Origin of the sequence: Roseobacter cerasinus, from assembly GCF_009811755.1 — a bacterium.
GTDB lineage: Bacteria > Pseudomonadota > Alphaproteobacteria > Rhodobacterales > Rhodobacteraceae > Roseobacter > Roseobacter cerasinus.
Window position 1 is genome coordinate 262,258 of the sequence record NZ_BLIV01000001.1, and the last position, 17,785, is coordinate 280,042.

Below are 17,785 nucleotides of genomic sequence, written 5' to 3' on the forward strand. Positions count from 1 at the left end.
CCCGATGCGCGCAGTTCTTCAACGGGTCTCCGAGGCCTCCGTGACCGTCGAGGGCGAGGTCATCGGCGACATTGGTCCGGGCCTACTGATCCTCGTCTGCGCCATGCCGGGAGATGATGAGGCTGTGGCAGAGCGGTTAGCCGCGAAGATCAGCAAGCTGCGGCTCTTCAAGGATGATGCGGGCAAGATAAACCTCAGCCTCGCGCAGACCGGCGGCGCGGCCCTTGTCGTCAGCCAGTTCACCCTGGCCGCCGATACCTCGCGCGGCAACCGCCCGGGCTTTTCCGGGGCCGCCAAGCCGGAGGAGGCGCGCGCGCTTTACAGGCACTTTGCCGAAGGCCTGCGCGGCCTCGGCGTGCCGGTCGAAACTGGACGCTTCGGCGCGGATATGGCAGTGGCTCTTGTCAATGACGGTCCGGTGACGCTCTGGCTCGACACCAATCAGCCCTAAGGGAGGCGCGCATGCACACCACGGATTTGGAAGCGCTCTTCTGGGCCGGTGTGGCGGCGGTGCGGGGCGACAGGGCGGTGGCCGCAGCGCTCACGGCGCGCCCCTGCCCGCCGCCGGACCAGATTGTCGCGGTCGGCAAAGCGGCGACCGCGATGGCCCGGGCCGCGCATGCGGCCTTTCCCGAGGCGCCGCTGCTGGTGGTCACCAAGTATCACCATGGCCAAGGGGCACCAGAGGGCGCCGAGGTAATCGAAGCCGCGCATCCCGTGCCGGACGAGAACAGCCTGGCGGCAGGCGCACGGCTGCTTGAGGCGGTATCGGGCATGGCCGCGGGCAGTCACCTGCTGATGCTGGTTTCCGGCGGTGCATCCGCGCTGGCCGAAGCCTCTTTAGATGGCCTTGATCTGGCAGGCCTGAAAGCCCGTGCGCAGGAGATGCTCGCGTCGGGCGCTGACATCCATGCCATGAACGCCGCTCGTACCGCTGTAAGCCGCGTGAAGGGGGGCAAGCTGCTTGGGCAGTTCCAAGGCACCTCCGTGACGACCCTCGCCATCTCGGATGTGGAAGGCGATAGCCTTGCGGTGATTGGCTCCGGCATTGGCGATGCGCCCGCGATACCTGCGTTTGGCTTCGACGCCCGCATCGTGGCAAGCAATGCCATCGCCCGCGCAGCTGTCGTTGCGGCTGCCAAACAAACGGGTCTGCCCGTCGGCACAAATGACGAGGCACTCTACGACGACATCGCGGCACTTGCGCCCCGGATCGGTGCGGCGCTGCGGTCTGCGGGACCGGGCGTACATGTTTTTGGTGGTGAGCCAACCGTGATCCTGCCCCCCAACCCCGGGGAAGGCGGCCGGAACCAGGCACTGGCCCTGATGCTGGCGCAAGAGATCAAGGGAATGAGCGGTCTTCGCCTTCTGGTCGCCGGTACCGACGGAACGGACGGCCCGACGGATGCTGCTGGGGCTTTGGTCGACGGCACAACCTGGGACGACACAGCTATAGACGCGCTTGATCACGCGGACGCGGGCACCTGGCTCAACGCAAAAGGCGCCCTGCTGAAGACCGGCCCCACAGGCACCAACGTCATGGATCTGGTGATCGCGCTGAAAGATTGATGCGGCCAAGGGTGGCCTGAAAGCCCACCCTACCTGCCGGTAGAAACGGTCTTGGCAGGCAGGTGCGGTGGGCTTTCAGGCCACCGCTTCCCCACGCTTGACAACCGAACGCGTCAAGGCAACCGTCCGGGCATGAACACGACCCTGCAAGACATCGAAGATCTGCCCGACTATGGGATCACACTCTCTGACGGCACCCGCCTCTCTGCCCGCATCTGGCGGCCTGTGGATGCCGCCGAGCATCCCGTTCCCGTGATTCTCGAATACCTGCCTTACCGCAGGCGTGACGGCACAGCCGCGCGCGACGCGCTGACCCACCCGTGGTTTGCCGAGCGCGGCTATGCCTGCGTGCGCGTCGACATGCGTGGGACCGGGGACAGCGACGGGCGGCTGGAAGACGAATACACCACACGGGAACTCTCCGACGCGCTGGAAGTGGTCACCCAACTGGCCGCCGCGCCCTGGTGCAGCGGGAGCATCGGCATGATGGGGATCGGCTGGGGCGGCTTCAACAGCCTGCAGGTCGCCGCCCGCGCGCCCGAACCGCTGAAGGCGGTGATCACGCTCTGCTCCACCGTTGACCGCTTTGCCGACGACATCCACTATAAGGGCGGCTGCCTGCTGAATGAAAACCTGGGCTGGGGTGCCGCCATGTGGTCCTACAGCTCCCGGCCGCCAGACCCGGCCTTACGCAGCGACTGGCGCGAGATCTGGCTGCAACGGCTTGAACAAGACCCCTTCCTTCCCGGCATTTGGCTGCGCCATCAGCACAGAGATACCTATTGGCGGCACGGCTCGGTCTGCGAAGACTACGACGCGATCACAGCCAAGGTGCTGGCCATCGGAGGCTGGGGCGACGCTTACAAAAACGCTGTCCCGCAGCTGGTGCAGGCCCTGCCCGGCGCAAAGGGCATCGTCGGCCCCTGGGCGCAAGATTACCCGCATTTGGCGACACCGGACCCACGCATCGGCTTCCTGCAAGAGGCGCTCCGCTGGTGGGACCGTTGGCTCAGGGATGAGGGCACGGACGTCGAGGACGACCCCGACTTTCGTGCCTATATGATGGATGCGGTGCGCCCTGCCCGCTCCTATACAGAACGGCCCGGGCGCTGGGTCGCCGAGGCCGATGGTGCCACGCATCATATTCCGCACCGCACGCTCTATCTCAACCGGCACGGGCTCACGGACGGGCGCGGCACGATCACAACCCCGATCTGCTCCCCCCAGGACACCGGCGCAGAGGCGGGCGAATACTGCGCGATCTGGGGCGGCCCAGACATGCCCGGCGATCAGCGCGAGGATGACGCAAAATCTGCCTGTTTCGACACTGCCCCCGCCGATCAGGACACCGACATCTTCGGCGCACCCAAGGTAAGACTGCGGCTCAGCAGTGACCAACCTCAGGCCCAGATCGCGGTGCGGCTCTGCGACGTGCACCCCGATGGTGCCTCGACCCGCATCACCTATGGCGCGCTCAACCTCAGCCACCGCGAAGACCCCGCCGACCCGGCACCCATGCCCACAGACACGCCCATGCCGGTGGAGCTTTGGCTCGACACCATCGCCTACCGCTTGCCGAAAGGGCACAAACTGCGGCTGTCCGTCTCAACCGCCTACTGGCCGCTGATCTGGCCTGCCCCACAATCCGGCACGATCACGCTGCAGGGGGGCAGCCTGCATTTGCCCGTGCGCCGCACCGCGCGCCGCGAAGAGGTGAACCTGCCGCCGCCCGAGGCCGCACCACCACCGCAGGCGGAGGCGCTGCGCGCGACGGGCAACAGCCGCACCCGGGAGGTCGACATGGCAACAGGCATCGTCACGCTCCGCATCAAGGACGACTTTGGCAAGACCCGCGACCTCGATCACGGGCTCATCTCCGGCTCGGCGGCGCAGGAGACATGGTCAATCCACCCGGATGATCCCCTGTCCGCCCACGGCGCCTGCCGTTGGACCCAGGAGCTTGAGCGCGACGACATCCGACTGCGCACCGAAGCATCTTGCGAGATGTGGTCAGACGCCACCCATTTCCATCTGAGCGCACGGCTGGAGGCCTATGAGAACGACAGGCTGATCTATGAGCGTGATTTGACCGACAGTGTTGCGCGCGACCACATCTAGGGGCTCAGGCCAGCCAAGATAACACGGGCTGCGGTCTTGAAGCCCGAGATCCGAGGTCGGATCTCAAGCGCGACGCCATCGCGACCCATCGAGGACCGGGCAGCGCCAACGGGCGTCAACTGGCGTGGGATCCGCTGGGTTTGGAGTAGGTCAGCCAGAACTCCTGCCGCTGCAAAAGCACGACGCGTAAACGCCCGGGTCCGCGCGGCTCAGCGCAACGTCCAGTTGCGGCTTGATCATTGCCGCCTCTCTCGTCTGGCCAAGCGCCAGATAACACGCATGCAGACCCTTTAAAGCCCAGACATTGCTGGGGTGGCGGTTTGCGCGGATGCAGGTGTCGTTCAGCCCCAGATCCGCCTCATAGATCGCAGCCGCCTCCACATGATGGCCCTGCTCCATCAGCAAGGCCCCCAGGGGATGGCGGCTTGGCATCATCCAGGGCCAGGGCTCGTCATAGGGCAGCGCATCTTCCAGCACGACCGCCTGGCGCAACCGGGCAAAGGCCACGTCGTACTTGCCACGGTGGTATTCGACCTCACCGTTCAGCATCTCGCGGGCGACCGCGAGAATCTGCGTACAGGGGACAACGTGAATGTATCGACTGTCAGGCACACGCGCCGCCGCTGCCTCAAATGCGCGCCGCGCCTCGTCAGCTTTGTCGGGCTGTTGCAGGGCGGCATAGGCAATGCCCTTCCCATACCAGTTCAATGCGGTTGTCATCGCGTAGTCCACCGAATGCTCCGGCAGCGGGTCGTCAATCAGCGCCTGCCAGCGCCCGAAGCGGATCAAGGCATGGGTCTTGATCGACAAATACCCCTCCAACCAATCGGCCATGGGTGGATCCTCGCAGCGCACCAACGCATCGGGGATGGTTTTCATCATCCCCTCAACCGCCTCCATGGCGGGGCGGAACTGGCCCAGAAACATCGCGCCGTAGAGTTTGAAATGATAGTTGTGCACCCGGTAGAGCGAGTAGAAATTCATCGCGCCGGCGTGCCGCCAATAGGCCTCATCCGCGAGGATGCCCTTGTGGTTCCAGGTCACCACATCCTGATAGTGACCGCAAAGCACATCGATATGCGTCGCCATATGCGCCAGATGCCCGGCGGCTGGCACAAGCTCGCGCAGCTCATCCGCATGGCGCAAGGCCACCTCCGGCACCGGCGACATCTCCATCAAATGGATGTAGAGATGCAGCAGCCCAGGATGACGCTGCGCCCCGCGCGCTGCAACCTTTTGCAACCCATCTTCGAGCACCTCGCGGCACTCCAGCGTATCGCTGCCCGGTTCCGGCTGCCCGCTGCGCAGATCCCACATTTGCCAGGGCGTTCGGTTCATCATGGATTCGGCAAAGAGCGTGGCCACATCCGGATCCTCCGGGAACCGGGCATAGACCTCACGCATCGCCTGCGCATAGGCCGTCGACCAGATGCTCAGATCTGGCGCAGGCTCGTCCGAAGGGTAGCGGTGCTCCAACGCGAGGATCAGAGCCTGTTCGACCTCTGACGCCGATCCCATGGTCGCCTTGGCGGTCCTGATCGCGGCGCGGGACTTGGCCAGCATCTTGCGCAGCTGTTCCGGCGTGAACGCCTCCCATGGCCGATTGTAGTTTGGCCCGATGACATAGGCGCGCCCCCAGGAGGCCATTGCGCAGCCCGGGTCAGCCTCCAGCGCGTTTTGAAAACACACCCCGGCCTCTTCATGGTTGTACCCGAAGACCCAGTTCAAACCCCGATCAAACCAGATCTGTGCCGCCTCCGACGACGTGGTGACCGGCCGACGATAACGCCCCAGATCAAACGGATAGTCCAACATCACAGCCCCTCCCATGATGTCTGTCTTAGCACGAGGCCCGCGCATCACGTCAGCACAAAACAATCCCGCGCCAAGAGGTCCCACCTGCAAAAGGGGTTGAGCACATCTGCCCGCTGCGCCACAACGGGATATGGCCAAATCCCCCTCCTTTTCCTGCTCCGCCTGCGGCAATGTCACAACCAAATGGGCCGGGCGCTGTGAGGCCTGTGGTGAGTGGAACACCATCTCCGAAGATGCGGGCATCTCGAAGGGGCCTGCCAAATCGCTTGGCGCCCGGCGCGGGTCCTCCGTTGTGCTCACCGACCTGTCGACCGAGGAGGCACCACCGCCGCGTACGTGTTCGGGCATCGAGGAGCTGGACCGCGTCTTGGGCGGCGGCCTTGTGCCCGCCTCTGCCACGTTGGTGGGGGGTGACCCAGGGATTGGCAAATCCACAATCCTGCTGCAAGCCGCTTCATCTTTTGCGCGCAATGGTCTGAAAACCATATATGTTTCCGGTGAAGAGGCGTCGGCCCAGGTGCGCATGCGCGCGCAGCGCCTGGGCCTGGCCGACGCACCCGTGAAGCTCGCTGCCGAGACCAACCTGCGCGATATTCTGACCACGTTGGAAGCGGAAAAGCCGCAACTGGCGATCATCGACTCGATCCAGACCATGTGGGCCGACAATGTCGAGAGCGCGCCCGGCTCTGTCAGCCAGGTTCGCGCTGCCGCTCATGAGCTGACGAGTTTTGCCAAGCGCAAGGGCATCAGCGTGGTCCTTGTCGGCCATGTCACCAAGGACGGCCAGATCGCGGGCCCCCGGGTGGTCGAACATATGGTCGACACCGTGCTCTATTTCGAGGGCGAGCGCGGGCATCAGTTCCGCATTCTCAGGGCCGTGAAGAACCGCTTTGGCCCTGCGGATGAGATCGGTGTTTTTGAAATGACAGGCAAAGGCTTAGCGGAGGTTCCTAATCCATCCGCGCTGTTTCTCAGTGAACGTGGCGAACCATCCCCTGGCTCTGTCGTCTTTGCAGGTGTCGAAGGCACCCGGCCTGTGCTGCTAGAGTTCCAGGCCCTCGTCGCCCCCTCACCACACGCGCAGGCCCGCCGCACGGTCGTCGGCTGGGATGGTGGGCGCCTGGCGATGATCCTCGCCGTGCTGGAGGCCCGCTGCGGCATCCCCTTTGCGGGCCTCGATGTCTATCTGAATGTGGCAGGCGGCATGAAGGTCAGCGAACCCGCCGCTGATCTCGCGGTGGCGGCCGCGCTGCTCTCTGCGCGTGAAGATGCCGCCTTGCCCGCCGACACGGTGGTTTTTGGCGAAATCAGCCTCTCCGGCGCGCTGCGCCCGGCGTCCCAGACCGAAAACAGGTTGAAAGAGGCGCAAAAACTTGGTTTCACCGCTGCCATCGCACCTTCGGGCGGAAAAACAGCGCGCGGCAGCGGTCTGACCCTCAACACCATGAGCGATCTGACCGGCTTCGTGGGCGAGATATTCGGCGCAGGATAAGCGCAAAACAAAAAGGCGTTGAGGGACTATGGAAGGCTTTACCATCATTGACGGCGTGGTGGCGCTTGTCATCATCGTCTCGGCCCTGCTGGCCTACGGGCGCGGGCTGGTCCGCGAGGTCATGGCCATCGTTGGCTGGATTGCCGCCGCCGTGCTTGGCTTTATCTTTGCCCCGCAAGTTGAGCCGCTCGTGCGCGAAATCCCTGTCGTTGGGGAGTTCATCGCCGATAGTTGCGAGCTATCGATCATCGGTGCCTTTGCGCTTGTCTTCGCCGTGGCGCTGATTGTGGTGTCGCTGTTTACCCCACTCTTTGCCTCCGTGGTGCAGCGCTCCGCTCTGGGTGGGATTGACCAGGGGTTTGGTTTTGTCTTTGGCGTGGCGCGCGGCGTGCTGCTCGTGGCCATCGCCTTCTTCGTCTATGAAACCATCGTCACGGGCGAGACCTACACCGTGGTCGATGAAAGCCGCTCTGCAGTGGTGTTCGCGCAAGTGTCCGATCAGATTCAGAACTCCGAACCCGAGCAGGCGCTTGGCTGGATCACCCAGCAATACGAGACCCTTGTAGGCAACTGCGGCGCCTGACCTTTGGGCACTTCCCGCGTGACGTGTCGGAGGCGTGTTCGGAAGGCGACAATTGTGCCGCAGATCGTGATAGTTTCGTGACAGCGCGGGCCGGAGCCCCTACATACGGGGTGACATCTCGAACCGGATTCGGAGCTGCCCCGTTGTCCAAGATCATGCCTCCCGCGCACCCCTTTGACGCGTCTGTCCTTGAAGACGACGACAAGCTGAAAGAGGAGTGCGGCATCTTCGGAGTGATCGGCGTTGGTGACGCGTCGAACTTCGTGGCGCTTGGCCTGCACGCGCTGCAGCATCGCGGCCAAGAGGCAGGCGGCATCGTCAGCCACGATCCGGAACAAGGCTTCCAGTCCGCGCGGCGTTTTGGCTATGTGCGCGACAACTTTACCTCGCAAAAGGTCATGGAAACGCTGCCTGGCCCGCTGGCAATCGGCCATGTACGCTACTCCACCACGGGCTCCAAGGGGCAGACGGCGATCCGTGATGTGCAGCCGTTCTTTGGCGAGTTTGCCATGGGGGGCGCGGCGATTGCCCACAACGGCAATATCACCAACGCCAACGCCTTGCGTCGCGAGTTGATCGAGCGCGGCTCGATCTTCCAAAGCTCCTCAGACAGCGAATGCATCATTCATCTGATGGCGCGCAGCCTGCAGCGCACGATCCCCGAGCGCATGGAAGACGCGCTGCGCCGGGTTGAGGGCGCGTTTTCGGTTGTGGCCATGACCCGCACCAAGCTGATCGGCGTGCGCGACCCGCTGGGCGTGCGCCCGCTTGTGCTGGGCAAGGTCGGCGATGGCTGGGCGCTAAGCTCCGAGACCTGCGCGCTCGACATCATCGGGGCAGAGTTCATCCGCGAGATCGAACCCGGCGAGATGGTGGTGATCTCCCAAAACGGGATCGACAGCCAGTTCCCCTTCCGTCCGCAAAAACCCCGGTTCTGCATTTTCGAGCACGTCTATTTCAGCCGCCCCGACAGCATCCTCGGCGGGCGGTCTGTCTATGAAACACGCGAGTCGATTGGACGCGAGCTGGCCAAGGAATCGCCGGTTGAGGCGGATCTGGTATGCCCCGTGCCGGATTCTGGTACGCCAGCGGCCATCGGCTATTCGCTGGAATCCGGCATTCCTTACGCCATGGGGATCATCCGAAACCAATACATGGGCCGCACCTTCATTGAGCCAACGGAGCAGATCCGCAACATGGGCGTGCGCCTCAAGCTCAACGTGAACCGCGCGCTGATCCAAGGCAAACGGGTGATCTTGGTGGACGATTCCGTGGTGCGCGGCACCACCAGCCGCAAGATCAAGGAGATGATCCTGGATGCGGGTGCCAAGGAGGTGCATTTCCGCATCGCCTCCCCGCCCACAGCCTGGCCCTGTTTTTACGGTGTCGACACGCCGCAACGCGAAAAACTGCTGGCCGCAACCATGTCCGAAGAGGAAATGCGCGACCATCTGCAGGTCGACAGCCTGAAATTCATCTCGCTCGACGGCCTTTACCGGGCCGTGGGCGAGGCCAAGGGGCGCAACGCCAAACAGCCGCAGTATTGCGACGCCTGTTTCTCAGGCGAATACCCGGTGGAGCCCGCCGACCAGATCGAAAGCGGGTTTGAGATGAAAGCGGCGGAGTAATCGCTCTTGTCGGAGGGTGTCAGCAGCTTCGCCGATACTCAGCCCATGCCAGACCTGCCCGACGACATTCAGACCCAAGTCAAAAAATGGCCTGCCCCTGCACAAGCCCACTTCACCGCACTGCGCGGGATCGTGCACGAGGTTGCACAGCGCGCTGAGATTGGCGGACTGACAGAGACGCTGAAATGGGGTCAGCCCTCCTGGCTGCCAACCCGGCCCCGCATCGGCTCGACCCTTCGCTGCGACTGGCATGAGACAGCCCCGCAGCGCCTCAGCCTCTATGTGCATTGTCAGACGACGCTGGCTGAGACGATGCGCACGCTCTACCCCGGCGCCTTTGCTTACGAAGGCAACCGGGCGCTGCATCTCGCGCTCGATGCTCCGCTGCCAGAAGCGACCATCGACCACTGCGCCCTTCTGACGCTCACATACCACCGCAAGAGCGCTTGACGCCGCGCACAATCCCGCCCATCAGGCGCGCATGACACAAACAACCCTCATCACCGGCGCCTCCCGTGGCCTTGGCTCTGCCCTTGCCGAAGCGCTCAGCGACACGCATCACATCATCGCCGTCGCCAAGACCACCGGCGCGCTGGAAGAGCTCGACGACCGGATCAAAGCCAAAGGGGGAAGCGCCACACTGGCCCCCATGGATATCACCAAACCCGAGGCCATGGCCACGCTCTGCCGCGGTATTTTTGACCGCTGGGGGCAGCTCGACCTCTGGTTGCACACGGCGATTCATGCCGCCTCGCTCTCCCCGGCCAGTCATATCGACACGAAGGAATTCGCGAAATCTGTCGCCGCCAATGTCACGGCGACAAGCACATTGATCACCTATGTTGCGCCGCTGCTTGGTCAAAACGGCCAAGCGGTCTTTTTTGATGACCCCTGCGCCGGGCAAAAGTTCTTCGGGGCCTACGGCGCCACCAAGGCAGCCCAGATCGCGCTGGCAAAAAGCTGGCAGGCGGAAACCACAAAGACCGGGCCAAAGGTGCACATCATAACCCCCGCACCCATGCCCACGGCAACACGCAGGCGGTTCTATCCGGGCGAAAGTCACAGCACGCTCAGCGACCCACATGACGAGGCCGCCACCATTCTGGCACAGATCGCCCCTTCATCCTTCTAAAAATACTCCCGCCGGAGGCTCCCACCTTGCCGCTTGCGCAGCCCTCGCCTATCAAGGCGCAAAGGGATCCATCCATGCGCATTCTGATCACCAACGATGACGGCATCAACGCTCCCGGGCTTGAGGTACTGCTGGCCATCGCCTCCGAGATTGCAGGCCCCGCCGGCGAAGTCTGGACAGTCGCGCCGGCTTTTGAGCAATCCGGCGTCGGGCACTGCATCAGCTATACCCACCCCATGATGATCAGCGAGTTTGGCCCCCGCCGGTTTGCCGCAGAAGGCTCCCCCGCCGATTGCGTGCTTGCGGGCCTGCATGACGTGATGAAAGACAGCCCGCCCGATCTGGTACTCTCCGGCGTGAACCGAGGCAACAATTCGGCGGAAAACACGCTCTACTCCGGCACCATCGGCGGCGCGATGGAAGCCGCCCTGCAAGGCCTGCCCGCGATTGCGCTCTCGCAATACTACGGGCCCGGAAACGCACAGGCCGACACCCCCTTTGACGCGGCCGCCCATTACGGAGCCGATGTTGTGCGCCGCATCCTCGCCCAAACTCCGCAGGAAAACGGCGGCTACCGGCTTTTTTACAATGTGAATTTTCCGCCCGTTCTGGCCGCTGAGGTCAAGGGTATCCGCCTCTCAACCCAAGGCATGCGCCCCGGCACCGGCTTTTCCACCGAACCGCATACCTCTCCGTCGGGCCGGCGCTTTCTTTGGATCCGTGGCGGCAATCAGCAGATCGCCACCGCCCCCGGATCAGACGCGGCGGACAATCTCGAAGGCTATGTCTCGGTCACCCCGATGCGCGCGGACCTCACCGCACATGACATGATGGACCAACTGGCAGGCATCGCCACATGAGCGAGGCCGCGGAACGCAAGATGCAGTTCCTCTACGCGCTGCGCTCCAAAGGCGTCACTGACAGGCGCGTGCTGACAGCGATGGAGGCGATTGACCGCGGCCCCTTCGTGCGTGGCATTTTCTCGGCTCGCGCCTATGAAGACATGCCCCTGCCCATCGCCTGCGGCCAGACCATCAGCCAGCCCTCTGTGGTGGGGCTGATGACCCAGGCCCTTCATGTGAGCCCGCGCGACAAGGTACTGGAGGTGGGCACAGGTTCCGGCTACCAGGCGGCGATCCTCAGCAAGCTCGCGCGCCGCGTCTACACCATCGACCGGCACAGCCGTCTCGTGCGCGAGGCGCGCGAGCTTTTCGATACGCTTGACCTGACCAATATCACCGCGATCACCGGTGATGGCAGCTTTGGCCTGCCCGACCAGGCGCCCTTTGACCGCATCATCGTGACCGCCGCCGCCGAGGACCCGCCCGGCACGCTGATGGAGCAACTCAAGGTCGGCGGCGTCATGGTTGTGCCTGTGGGCCAGTCCGACGCGGTGCAACACCTGATCGTTGCCCGCAAGCGCGAGGACGGCGTCGATTACGAAGAATTGCGACAGGTCCGTTTCGTTCCCCTGCTCGAAGGCTTGGGAAAGGACGGTTAACCTGCTATAGTCCGGCCCAAAGCGCCGGATCAACCGGTGTATTGAGCGATTGAGGACAAGCAGATGAGCCCGATGATTTCGCGCAGCCGTGCGCGTCTCCTATTGATGACCGCAACCTCCCTGACGGTCCTTGCCGCCTGTTCGGACCCGCTGGATTTCGACCTGCGCAATGGTCTTGGGTCATTTGGTGGCGCAGGTGCAGAGACAGGCGCCGCCCCGGCCGAGCGCCCACAACCGGATGCCCGTGGCGTGATCTCCTACCCGAACTACCAGGTCGCCGTGGCTGAGCGCGGCGATACAATTGAGAGTGTGGCAACCCGGCTGGGCGTCAGCGCGCCCGAACTGGCCAGCTTCAACGGCATTGAAGCCGACGTGCCCCTGCGCCAGGGCGAAGTGATCGCGCTGCCCCGCCGGTTGTCCGAACCGTCACCTGCCACGGGCGCCCAACCCGGCGCTGTTGATATCAATACGCTGGCCGGAGGCGCCATCGACAGGGCACCGGAGAGCGAGGGCGTGCGCACAGCCGCCCTGCCCCCCGCCACCCCGGCAGCAGCACCTGCACCGCAAAGCGAGACAGAACCCACGCGCCACAAGGTTGAACGCGGCGAGACAGCCTACACGATCTCACGGCTCTACAATGTGCCCGTGAAATCGCTGGCGGAATGGAATGGGCTGGGTCCTGATTTCGCGATCCGTGAGGGGCAATTCCTGTTGATCCCCGTGGCCAAGCAGGCGCCCCCCACACAAACGGCAGCTGTCACGCGCCCCGGCGCAGGTTCGCCCACGCCAACCCCACCGAGTGCCGACGACCCTCTGCCGCAAACTGATCCTGCGCCGACCGTTGAACCCGCCCCTGCGGTGGATGTGGGCCAGCAAACGCAGACGGCGTCTGATGCGCGCATGGTGTTCCCGGTCAGCGGGTCAATCATCCGCGAATACGCCAAAGGCAAGAACGAGGGCATCAACATCAAGGCGGATGCCGGTGCGCCGGTCAAGGCCGCTGATGCGGGCACGGTGGCGGCGATCACCAAGAGTGCGGATGGTGTCCCGATTATCGTGATCCGGCATGACCCCGAGATTCTGACCGTCTATGCCAATGTCACCGATGTGTCGGTCGAGAAAGGCACTAAAGTCACGCGTGGGCAGCCGATTGCCAAACTGCGCAGCGGTAATGACGCCTACGTGCATTTCGAAGTGCGCAATGGCTTCGACAGCGTCGACCCGATGCCCTACCTGCAATAGGTCAAGCGCCCAACGCAACGCCCTTTCGGCCTGCCAGATCATTGAAGTACTGCCAGGCCACGCGACCCGACCGGGAGCCGCGTGTGGCCTGCCATTCAATGGCTTCGGCCCTCAGGTCATCGTCGGCAATCTCAACCCCGTAGGCATCGCAATAGCCCCGGATCATCGCCAGATATTGGTCCTGATCGCAGGGGTGGAAGCCCAACCACAGCCCGAAGCGGTCCGAGAGCGAGACCTTCTCTTCCACCGCTTCTGACGGGTTGATGGCACTGCCGCGTTCGTTCTCGATCATGTCGCGCGGCATCAGGTGCCGCCGGTTCGACGTCGCATACAACACCACATTCTCCGGACGCCCTTCGATACCGCCATCCAGCACCGCCTTGAGGCTCTTGTAATGCGCGTCATCGTGGCCAAAGCTGAGATCATCGCAGAACAGGATAAAGCGATACGGCGCACCCCGGAGCAGGTTCAGCAGGCGCCCAACAGACGGCAGGTCCTCCCGCTGCAGCTCCACGATGCGCAAACCTTCATGTTTTGAATGAACTTCACCATGTATTGCCTTTATAAGGCTTGACTTTCCCATGCCCCGCGCGCCCCAGAGTAGTGCATTATTCGCAGATAATCCACGCGCAAACTGCTCGGTATTGGCCAGCAGCGTATCGCGGGCGCGTTCTACCCCAACCAGCAGCGCCAGATCGACCCGCGCCACCTGCGGCACGGGTTCCAGCCGGTCCGGCTCCACATGCCACACAAAGGCCGGTGCGCCCGAGAAATCGGGCGCCTCCAGCGGTGCCGGGGCCATCCGCTCCAGCGCCGCCGCGATGCGGTCCATCGGGTCATCAATCACTTCAGATCATCCTCGGCGAGGTCATCGGCCTCTTCGTCATCCTCGAACCACGCACCTTCCGCCCGCAGTTTGGCCTCGCGCGTCTTCTCCACCCGTTTCACCAGGAAGATCGACACCTCATAGAGCCCGTAGACCACGGTGAAGAGAATGCCTTGAGTGATCACATCGGGAGGCGTGACAAGGGCCGCCAGCACCAGGATGGCCACCACCGCATATTTGCGGACATTCCCGAGCCCTTCCGCGCTGACCAGCCCGGCCTTACCCATCAACGTCAGCAGCACCGGCAGTTGAAAACACAAGCCAAAGGCCATGATGAACTTCAAGGTGATATCGAGCGATTCGTTCACCTTGCCGAAGAATGTGATGCGGATGCCCTCGTCCACGGCACCTGCAACAACCGGCACGTCACCCGCGTTCGTAAAGGAACTCATCAGGTCCGCAATCACCGACGGCACATCAGCAAAGCCCAGGAAAAACGCCATCGCCAGAGGTGTGACAACAAAATGCGCAAAGGACGCGCCCAGCAGGAACATCACCGGCGAGGCAATCAGGAATGGCAAAAACGCATTCTTTTCCGTCTTGTAGAGGCCCGGCGCCACAAACCGCCACAGCTGCACGCCGATTACCGGAAAGGCCAGAGCGAACCCAAAGACCATGGAGATGCGAAAGAGCGTGAACAGGTATTCCTGCGGCGAGGTGTATTGCATCGTGGGCGACGGGTCGCCCAGCTCGCGCAGGGTCTCTTCAATGGGGCCCAGCAGAAATTGCAGGATCGGCTCCGCCACGGTGAAGGCCAGTACGATGCCCACGATAAAGGCGATGACCGAGCGGATCAGCCGCGTGCGCAGCTCCGCCAGATGCTCGATCAGCGGGGCGGCGCTGTCATCGATGTCGTCGGATGAACTCATGTGTCACTCGTCTTGGTCGGCTCAGCATCGCGCGCGGCTTCCAGCTTCTCAGCGGCAGCCTGCGCCTCCTGCGCCTCTTTCATCTTGCGGTCCACCGCAGCCCGTGCCGTGGCCGCCTGGATCTTCTTGGCATTCTCAGCCCGTTCCGCCGCAAGCTTGCCGGTCTCGCTGTCCGGATCGAACTTGCCGAGGTCAGAGGCCGCGCTTTTCACCCCGTCCATGGCCGAGTTGATCGGATTGGTCGCCGCCTTCAGGCCCTTGGCCACATCGCGCACACCACTCTCGTCCGCCGCGTCATTCATCGCCCGGCTGAACTCTCGCGCCATGCCCTTGGCCTTGCCCACGAACTGCCCCACCTTGCGGAAAAGCACCGGCAGGTCCTTTGGGCCCACAACAATCAGCGCGACGATGCCGATGACGAGCATCTCCGTCCAGCCAAGATCAAACATGGATCAGACCTTGTCTTTTTCCGTCTCGGGCGTGACGTCCTTGGCCTCTTCAGCCTTGGCAATTTCATCTTGGCCTTCGTTGATGCCCTTCTTGAACGAAGTGATGCCCTTGCCCACTTCGCCCATCAGGCTGGAGATTTTCCCGCGCCCAAAGAGCACAAGCACCACAACCGCGATCAGCAAAAGGCCAGGCAGGCCGATATTGTTCAACATAATGTCTCTCCCATAAGGTCGCGCCCCGCGTTCGCCGGGCTTGTCTTCCACAGGAATACGCAGCGCGCGCATCATACAGAAGTCAGAAACCGGTCAAGGTTCGGTGAATCTGGACTGGCTGCACGAAAAATGAAGCCTCGCAAAACTCAACTGACAGGTTTATGTCAGTTGTAAGGCGCTAGACGGGGCGTGTCAGTAACACCAATGAAGGACAGACATATGACCACGCCCACCGTCGCAGAAATCGTGACCTTCCGCCTGAAAGAGGGCAGCGACCCGCAGGCCTTTGCCAAAGCAGCCGAAGGGATGACACCCTTCCTGCGTAGCACCGGCGCCATGATCTCCCGCACGCTTTCCGCCGATGACGACGGCCTCTGGACCGAATTCATCACCTGGACCTCCATGGAAGACGCGCTGGCCGCAGCCAAAGCGATGTTTGCGCGCCCCGAGGCCGGTCCGGTCATGGAGATGATTGATCAAAGTGATCTCTCCCTGCGCCACGCAAAGATATCGCTCTACCTGCCGCCGGAGGATCATGCGCCGCACTGATCGCCTCTTCGATATCATCCAGATCCTGCGCGACGGTAAGCTGCACCGCGCGCAGGACATCGCCGCGCAACTGGAGGTTTCCACCCGCACGATCTATCGCGATATGGATACGTTGGTGGCCTCGGGCGTGCCGGTGCAGGGCGAACGCGGTGTCGGCTATATGATCACCGAGGCGATCAGCCTGCCGCCTCTGAACCTCACCGTGGCCGAGCTGGAAGCGCTAAACCTCGGCATGGCCATCGTGGCCGAAGCCGCCGACCCCGACCTCAAAGCCGCCGCCCTCAGCCTCGCCGACAAGGTCGATGCGGTGTTGCCCACGCAAACCATCGCAGACGCCGACCAATGGAAGTTCGCGGTCTACCCCTTTGCCGATGCAGCACGCGGTTTTACGCATATGCCGACCATACGCGCAGCGATCCGTGCCAAGCAGAAGCTGCGGCTCGTCTACACGTCGAAGGACGCCCGCGTGACCACCCGCACAATCCGCCCTTTGCATATGGAATACTGGGGCCGCGTCTGGACGCTGACCGCCTGGTGCGAACTGCGCGATGCCTTCCGCGTGTTCCGGGTCGATCTGATCCAGACCGCAGAGGCCCTGCCCGAGCTCTTTGTGGATGAGCCGGGCAAGACAATAGCTGACTACACCCCATAGCGTAGAGGGTGGTTTGCGACGCTTAGCAGCCTGCCGCAGTGTTGCCTGCGAGGCCGCCTGCAACGGCACCACCGGCGGTCAGGATATCTCTGCCAGAGCCACCGCCAAGTTGGTTGCCCACAGCAGCACCCGCGAGGGCGCCGGCCACACCGGCACCGGCACAGCCGACCTGGCGCTGTTGCTGAGGTGTGGTTGCGCAGGCCTGAAGCAGGACTGTCAGCCCGAGAACGATTGCGATACCGAATTTACTCATTGTAGTTGTCCTTTTTTTGATAGGGCCAATACGGAACCTCTCCGACCCTCAAAAGGCTAACGCCCGAAGGTTCCATTTATTTCCACGGCACCTGATAAAAAATTGGTGAAGCGCCTCAGGATTTGAGACGCCAGCCGGTTTGCGGCGGCAGGAAGGCCTCTACGCTGGCCTGCGCGATCACAATGGGATCATCGGTATCGGTGCCCACATTCAACCCACCTTTGACCACGCGGACCACTGCGCGTCCGCGCGGCAGCGTCGCGGCCAAGGCGTCTAGGTCCACCGCATCGGGCTCCTGAACCCCGACTGTCACCTGCACGCGCATGGCATCATGGCTCAGGCCCACTGCGCCGAAGATGGGCAGCGAAGAATGGCGAAACGCGTCTTCAATCGCACGTTTGGCGGCTTTGGTGTAATCCTGGCCGTGCAGATCGTTGCCCATGCCCATCTCAATGATCAACCGCTGTTCAGCCATCTGCCCGCTCCATGTCAAATCCCACGGTCAGTGCTACATTGGCCATGATCGTCGGGTTGCCCTCCCCCTCGGGCCGCGCAATGTCGAGCCCGCCATGATGCACCGTGACCGTCGCCGCGCCATAGGGAAAAACCTTGAGCACCTCCTCCACATCCACCTGGTCGGGTTGCTGCACGCCGATGTCCACGCGGATCTGCATGTCGGTCTTCTCAAACCCAAAGAGCTCCGCCAGATTGATCGAATTGTGCCACAGCGCATCCTTCACGCCCCGCACGGCGGCTTGCGTATAGTCGCCCCGCCGCAGGGATGTGCCCATCCCGAATTCCACCAGCAATCGCGTCATCACAACCCCTCCTGAA

At 63.1% G+C, this 17,785-nt stretch carries 21 protein-coding genes; 13 read left to right on the forward strand and 8 right to left on the reverse strand.

Annotated elements, in window-relative coordinates; genetic code table 11:
• The first annotated feature begins 4 nt into the window (after positions 1-4).
• The 3 genes from dtd to So717_RS01350 all read left to right on the forward strand — a co-directional run bounded on the left by dtd (position 5) and on the right by So717_RS01350 (position 3,687).
• Positions 5-451 carry a D-aminoacyl-tRNA deacylase gene (gene dtd, locus So717_RS01340; protein ID WP_159974410.1) on the forward strand — a complete coding sequence of 149 codons (447 nt, stop codon included), beginning with the start codon at positions 5-7 and terminating at the stop codon, positions 449-451.
• An 11-nt stretch (positions 452-462) separates the two neighbouring features.
• Positions 463-1,569, forward strand: a complete 1,107-nt coding sequence (locus So717_RS01345) for a DUF4147 domain-containing protein (protein WP_159974411.1) — start codon at positions 463-465, stop codon at positions 1,567-1,569.
• 132 nt (positions 1,570-1,701) lie between these two features.
• Complete coding sequence (locus So717_RS01350; protein WP_159974412.1) at positions 1,702-3,687, forward strand: CocE/NonD family hydrolase; 1,986 nt, start codon at positions 1,702-1,704, stop codon at positions 3,685-3,687.
• Between the two features lie 150 nt (positions 3,688-3,837).
• Here So717_RS01350 and So717_RS01355 read toward each other — a convergent pair whose 3' ends face one another.
• Positions 3,838-5,502 (reverse strand): tetratricopeptide repeat protein, encoded by a 1,665-nt coding sequence (locus So717_RS01355; protein ID WP_174238974.1) that lies wholly within the window; start codon positions 5,500-5,502, stop codon positions 3,838-3,840.
• A gap of 130 nt (positions 5,503-5,632) precedes the next feature.
• Here So717_RS01355 and radA point away from each other — a divergent pair, with 130 nt between their 5' ends.
• The 8 genes from radA (at position 5,633) to So717_RS01395 (ending at position 13,080) form a co-directional block, all read left to right on the forward strand.
• On the forward strand, positions 5,633-6,994 hold the full coding sequence (gene radA, locus So717_RS01360) for a DNA repair protein RadA (RefSeq protein ID WP_159974413.1): 1,362 nt from the start codon (positions 5,633-5,635) through the stop codon (positions 6,992-6,994).
• 28 nt (positions 6,995-7,022) lie between these two features.
• Positions 7,023-7,577, forward strand: coding sequence for a CvpA family protein (locus So717_RS01365; protein WP_159974414.1), 555 nt, complete (start codon positions 7,023-7,025; stop codon positions 7,575-7,577).
• Between the two features lie 155 nt (positions 7,578-7,732).
• Positions 7,733-9,205, forward strand: coding sequence for an amidophosphoribosyltransferase (purF, locus tag So717_RS01370; protein WP_159974876.1), 1,473 nt, complete (start codon positions 7,733-7,735; stop codon positions 9,203-9,205).
• Between the two features lie 45 nt (positions 9,206-9,250).
• On the forward strand, positions 9,251-9,655 hold the full coding sequence (locus So717_RS01375; protein ID WP_159974415.1) for a DUF1801 domain-containing protein: 405 nt from the start codon (positions 9,251-9,253) through the stop codon (positions 9,653-9,655).
• 31 nt (positions 9,656-9,686) lie between these two features.
• Positions 9,687-10,337 (forward strand): SDR family NAD(P)-dependent oxidoreductase, encoded by a 651-nt coding sequence (locus tag So717_RS01380; RefSeq protein WP_159974416.1) that lies wholly within the window; start codon positions 9,687-9,689, stop codon positions 10,335-10,337.
• A 74-nt stretch (positions 10,338-10,411) separates the two neighbouring features.
• Positions 10,412-11,197 carry a 5'/3'-nucleotidase SurE gene (surE, locus tag So717_RS01385; RefSeq protein WP_159974417.1) on the forward strand — a complete coding sequence of 262 codons (786 nt, stop codon included), beginning with the start codon at positions 10,412-10,414 and terminating at the stop codon, positions 11,195-11,197.
• On the forward strand, positions 11,194-11,838 hold the full coding sequence (locus So717_RS01390; RefSeq protein WP_159974418.1) for a protein-L-isoaspartate(D-aspartate) O-methyltransferase: 645 nt from the start codon (positions 11,194-11,196) through the stop codon (positions 11,836-11,838). Before surE ends, So717_RS01390 begins: the two co-directional genes overlap by 4 nt.
• Positions 11,839-11,901: 63 nt before the next feature.
• Positions 11,902-13,080 (forward strand): LysM peptidoglycan-binding domain-containing M23 family metallopeptidase, encoded by a 1,179-nt coding sequence (locus tag So717_RS01395; protein WP_159974419.1) that lies wholly within the window; start codon positions 11,902-11,904, stop codon positions 13,078-13,080.
• A gap of 1 nt (position 13,081) precedes the next feature.
• Here the strand turns inward: So717_RS01395 and So717_RS01400 are convergent, their stop codons facing one another.
• From So717_RS01400 to tatA, 4 genes are read right to left on the reverse strand one after another with little or no spacing between them, the layout of a single operon-like run.
• Complete coding sequence (locus tag So717_RS01400; RefSeq protein WP_159974420.1) at positions 13,082-13,927, reverse strand: ATP-binding protein; 846 nt, start codon at positions 13,925-13,927, stop codon at positions 13,082-13,084.
• A complete protein-coding gene (gene tatC, locus So717_RS01405) occupies positions 13,924-14,835 on the reverse strand; it encodes a twin-arginine translocase subunit TatC (RefSeq protein ID WP_159974421.1) in 912 nt (303 codons plus the stop codon). The genes So717_RS01400 and tatC overlap by 4 nt, the downstream gene beginning before the upstream one ends.
• Positions 14,832-15,284, reverse strand: a complete 453-nt coding sequence (gene tatB, locus So717_RS01410) for a Sec-independent protein translocase protein TatB (protein ID WP_159974422.1) — start codon at positions 15,282-15,284, stop codon at positions 14,832-14,834. Before tatB ends, tatC begins: the two co-directional genes overlap by 4 nt.
• A gap of 3 nt (positions 15,285-15,287) precedes the next feature.
• Complete coding sequence (tatA, locus tag So717_RS01415; protein ID WP_159974423.1) at positions 15,288-15,497, reverse strand: twin-arginine translocase TatA/TatE family subunit; 210 nt, start codon at positions 15,495-15,497, stop codon at positions 15,288-15,290.
• Between the two features lie 219 nt (positions 15,498-15,716).
• Between tatA and So717_RS01420 the strand changes: the two genes are divergently transcribed.
• On the forward strand, positions 15,717-16,046 hold the full coding sequence (locus So717_RS01420) for a hypothetical protein (protein ID WP_159974424.1): 330 nt from the start codon (positions 15,717-15,719) through the stop codon (positions 16,044-16,046).
• Complete coding sequence (locus So717_RS01425) at positions 16,033-16,698, forward strand: helix-turn-helix transcriptional regulator (protein WP_159974425.1); 666 nt, start codon at positions 16,033-16,035, stop codon at positions 16,696-16,698. The genes So717_RS01420 and So717_RS01425 overlap by 14 nt, the downstream gene beginning before the upstream one ends.
• 22 nt (positions 16,699-16,720) lie before the next feature.
• Here So717_RS01425 and So717_RS22490 read toward each other — a convergent pair whose 3' ends face one another.
• The 3 genes from So717_RS22490 to So717_RS01440 all read right to left on the reverse strand — a co-directional run bounded on the left by So717_RS22490 (position 16,721) and on the right by So717_RS01440 (position 17,769).
• Positions 16,721-16,951: a hypothetical protein gene (locus tag So717_RS22490; RefSeq protein ID WP_159974426.1), complete on the reverse strand. Its 231-nt coding sequence runs from the start codon at positions 16,949-16,951 to the stop codon at positions 16,721-16,723.
• Positions 16,952-17,066: 115 nt separating this feature from the next.
• Positions 17,067-17,426 (reverse strand): Lin0512 family protein, encoded by a 360-nt coding sequence (locus tag So717_RS01435; protein ID WP_159974427.1) that lies wholly within the window; start codon positions 17,424-17,426, stop codon positions 17,067-17,069.
• Positions 17,419-17,769 (reverse strand): Lin0512 family protein, encoded by a 351-nt coding sequence (locus So717_RS01440; RefSeq protein WP_159974428.1) that lies wholly within the window; start codon positions 17,767-17,769, stop codon positions 17,419-17,421. Before So717_RS01440 ends, So717_RS01435 begins: the two co-directional genes overlap by 8 nt.
• Positions 17,770-17,785: the final 16 nt, after the last annotated feature.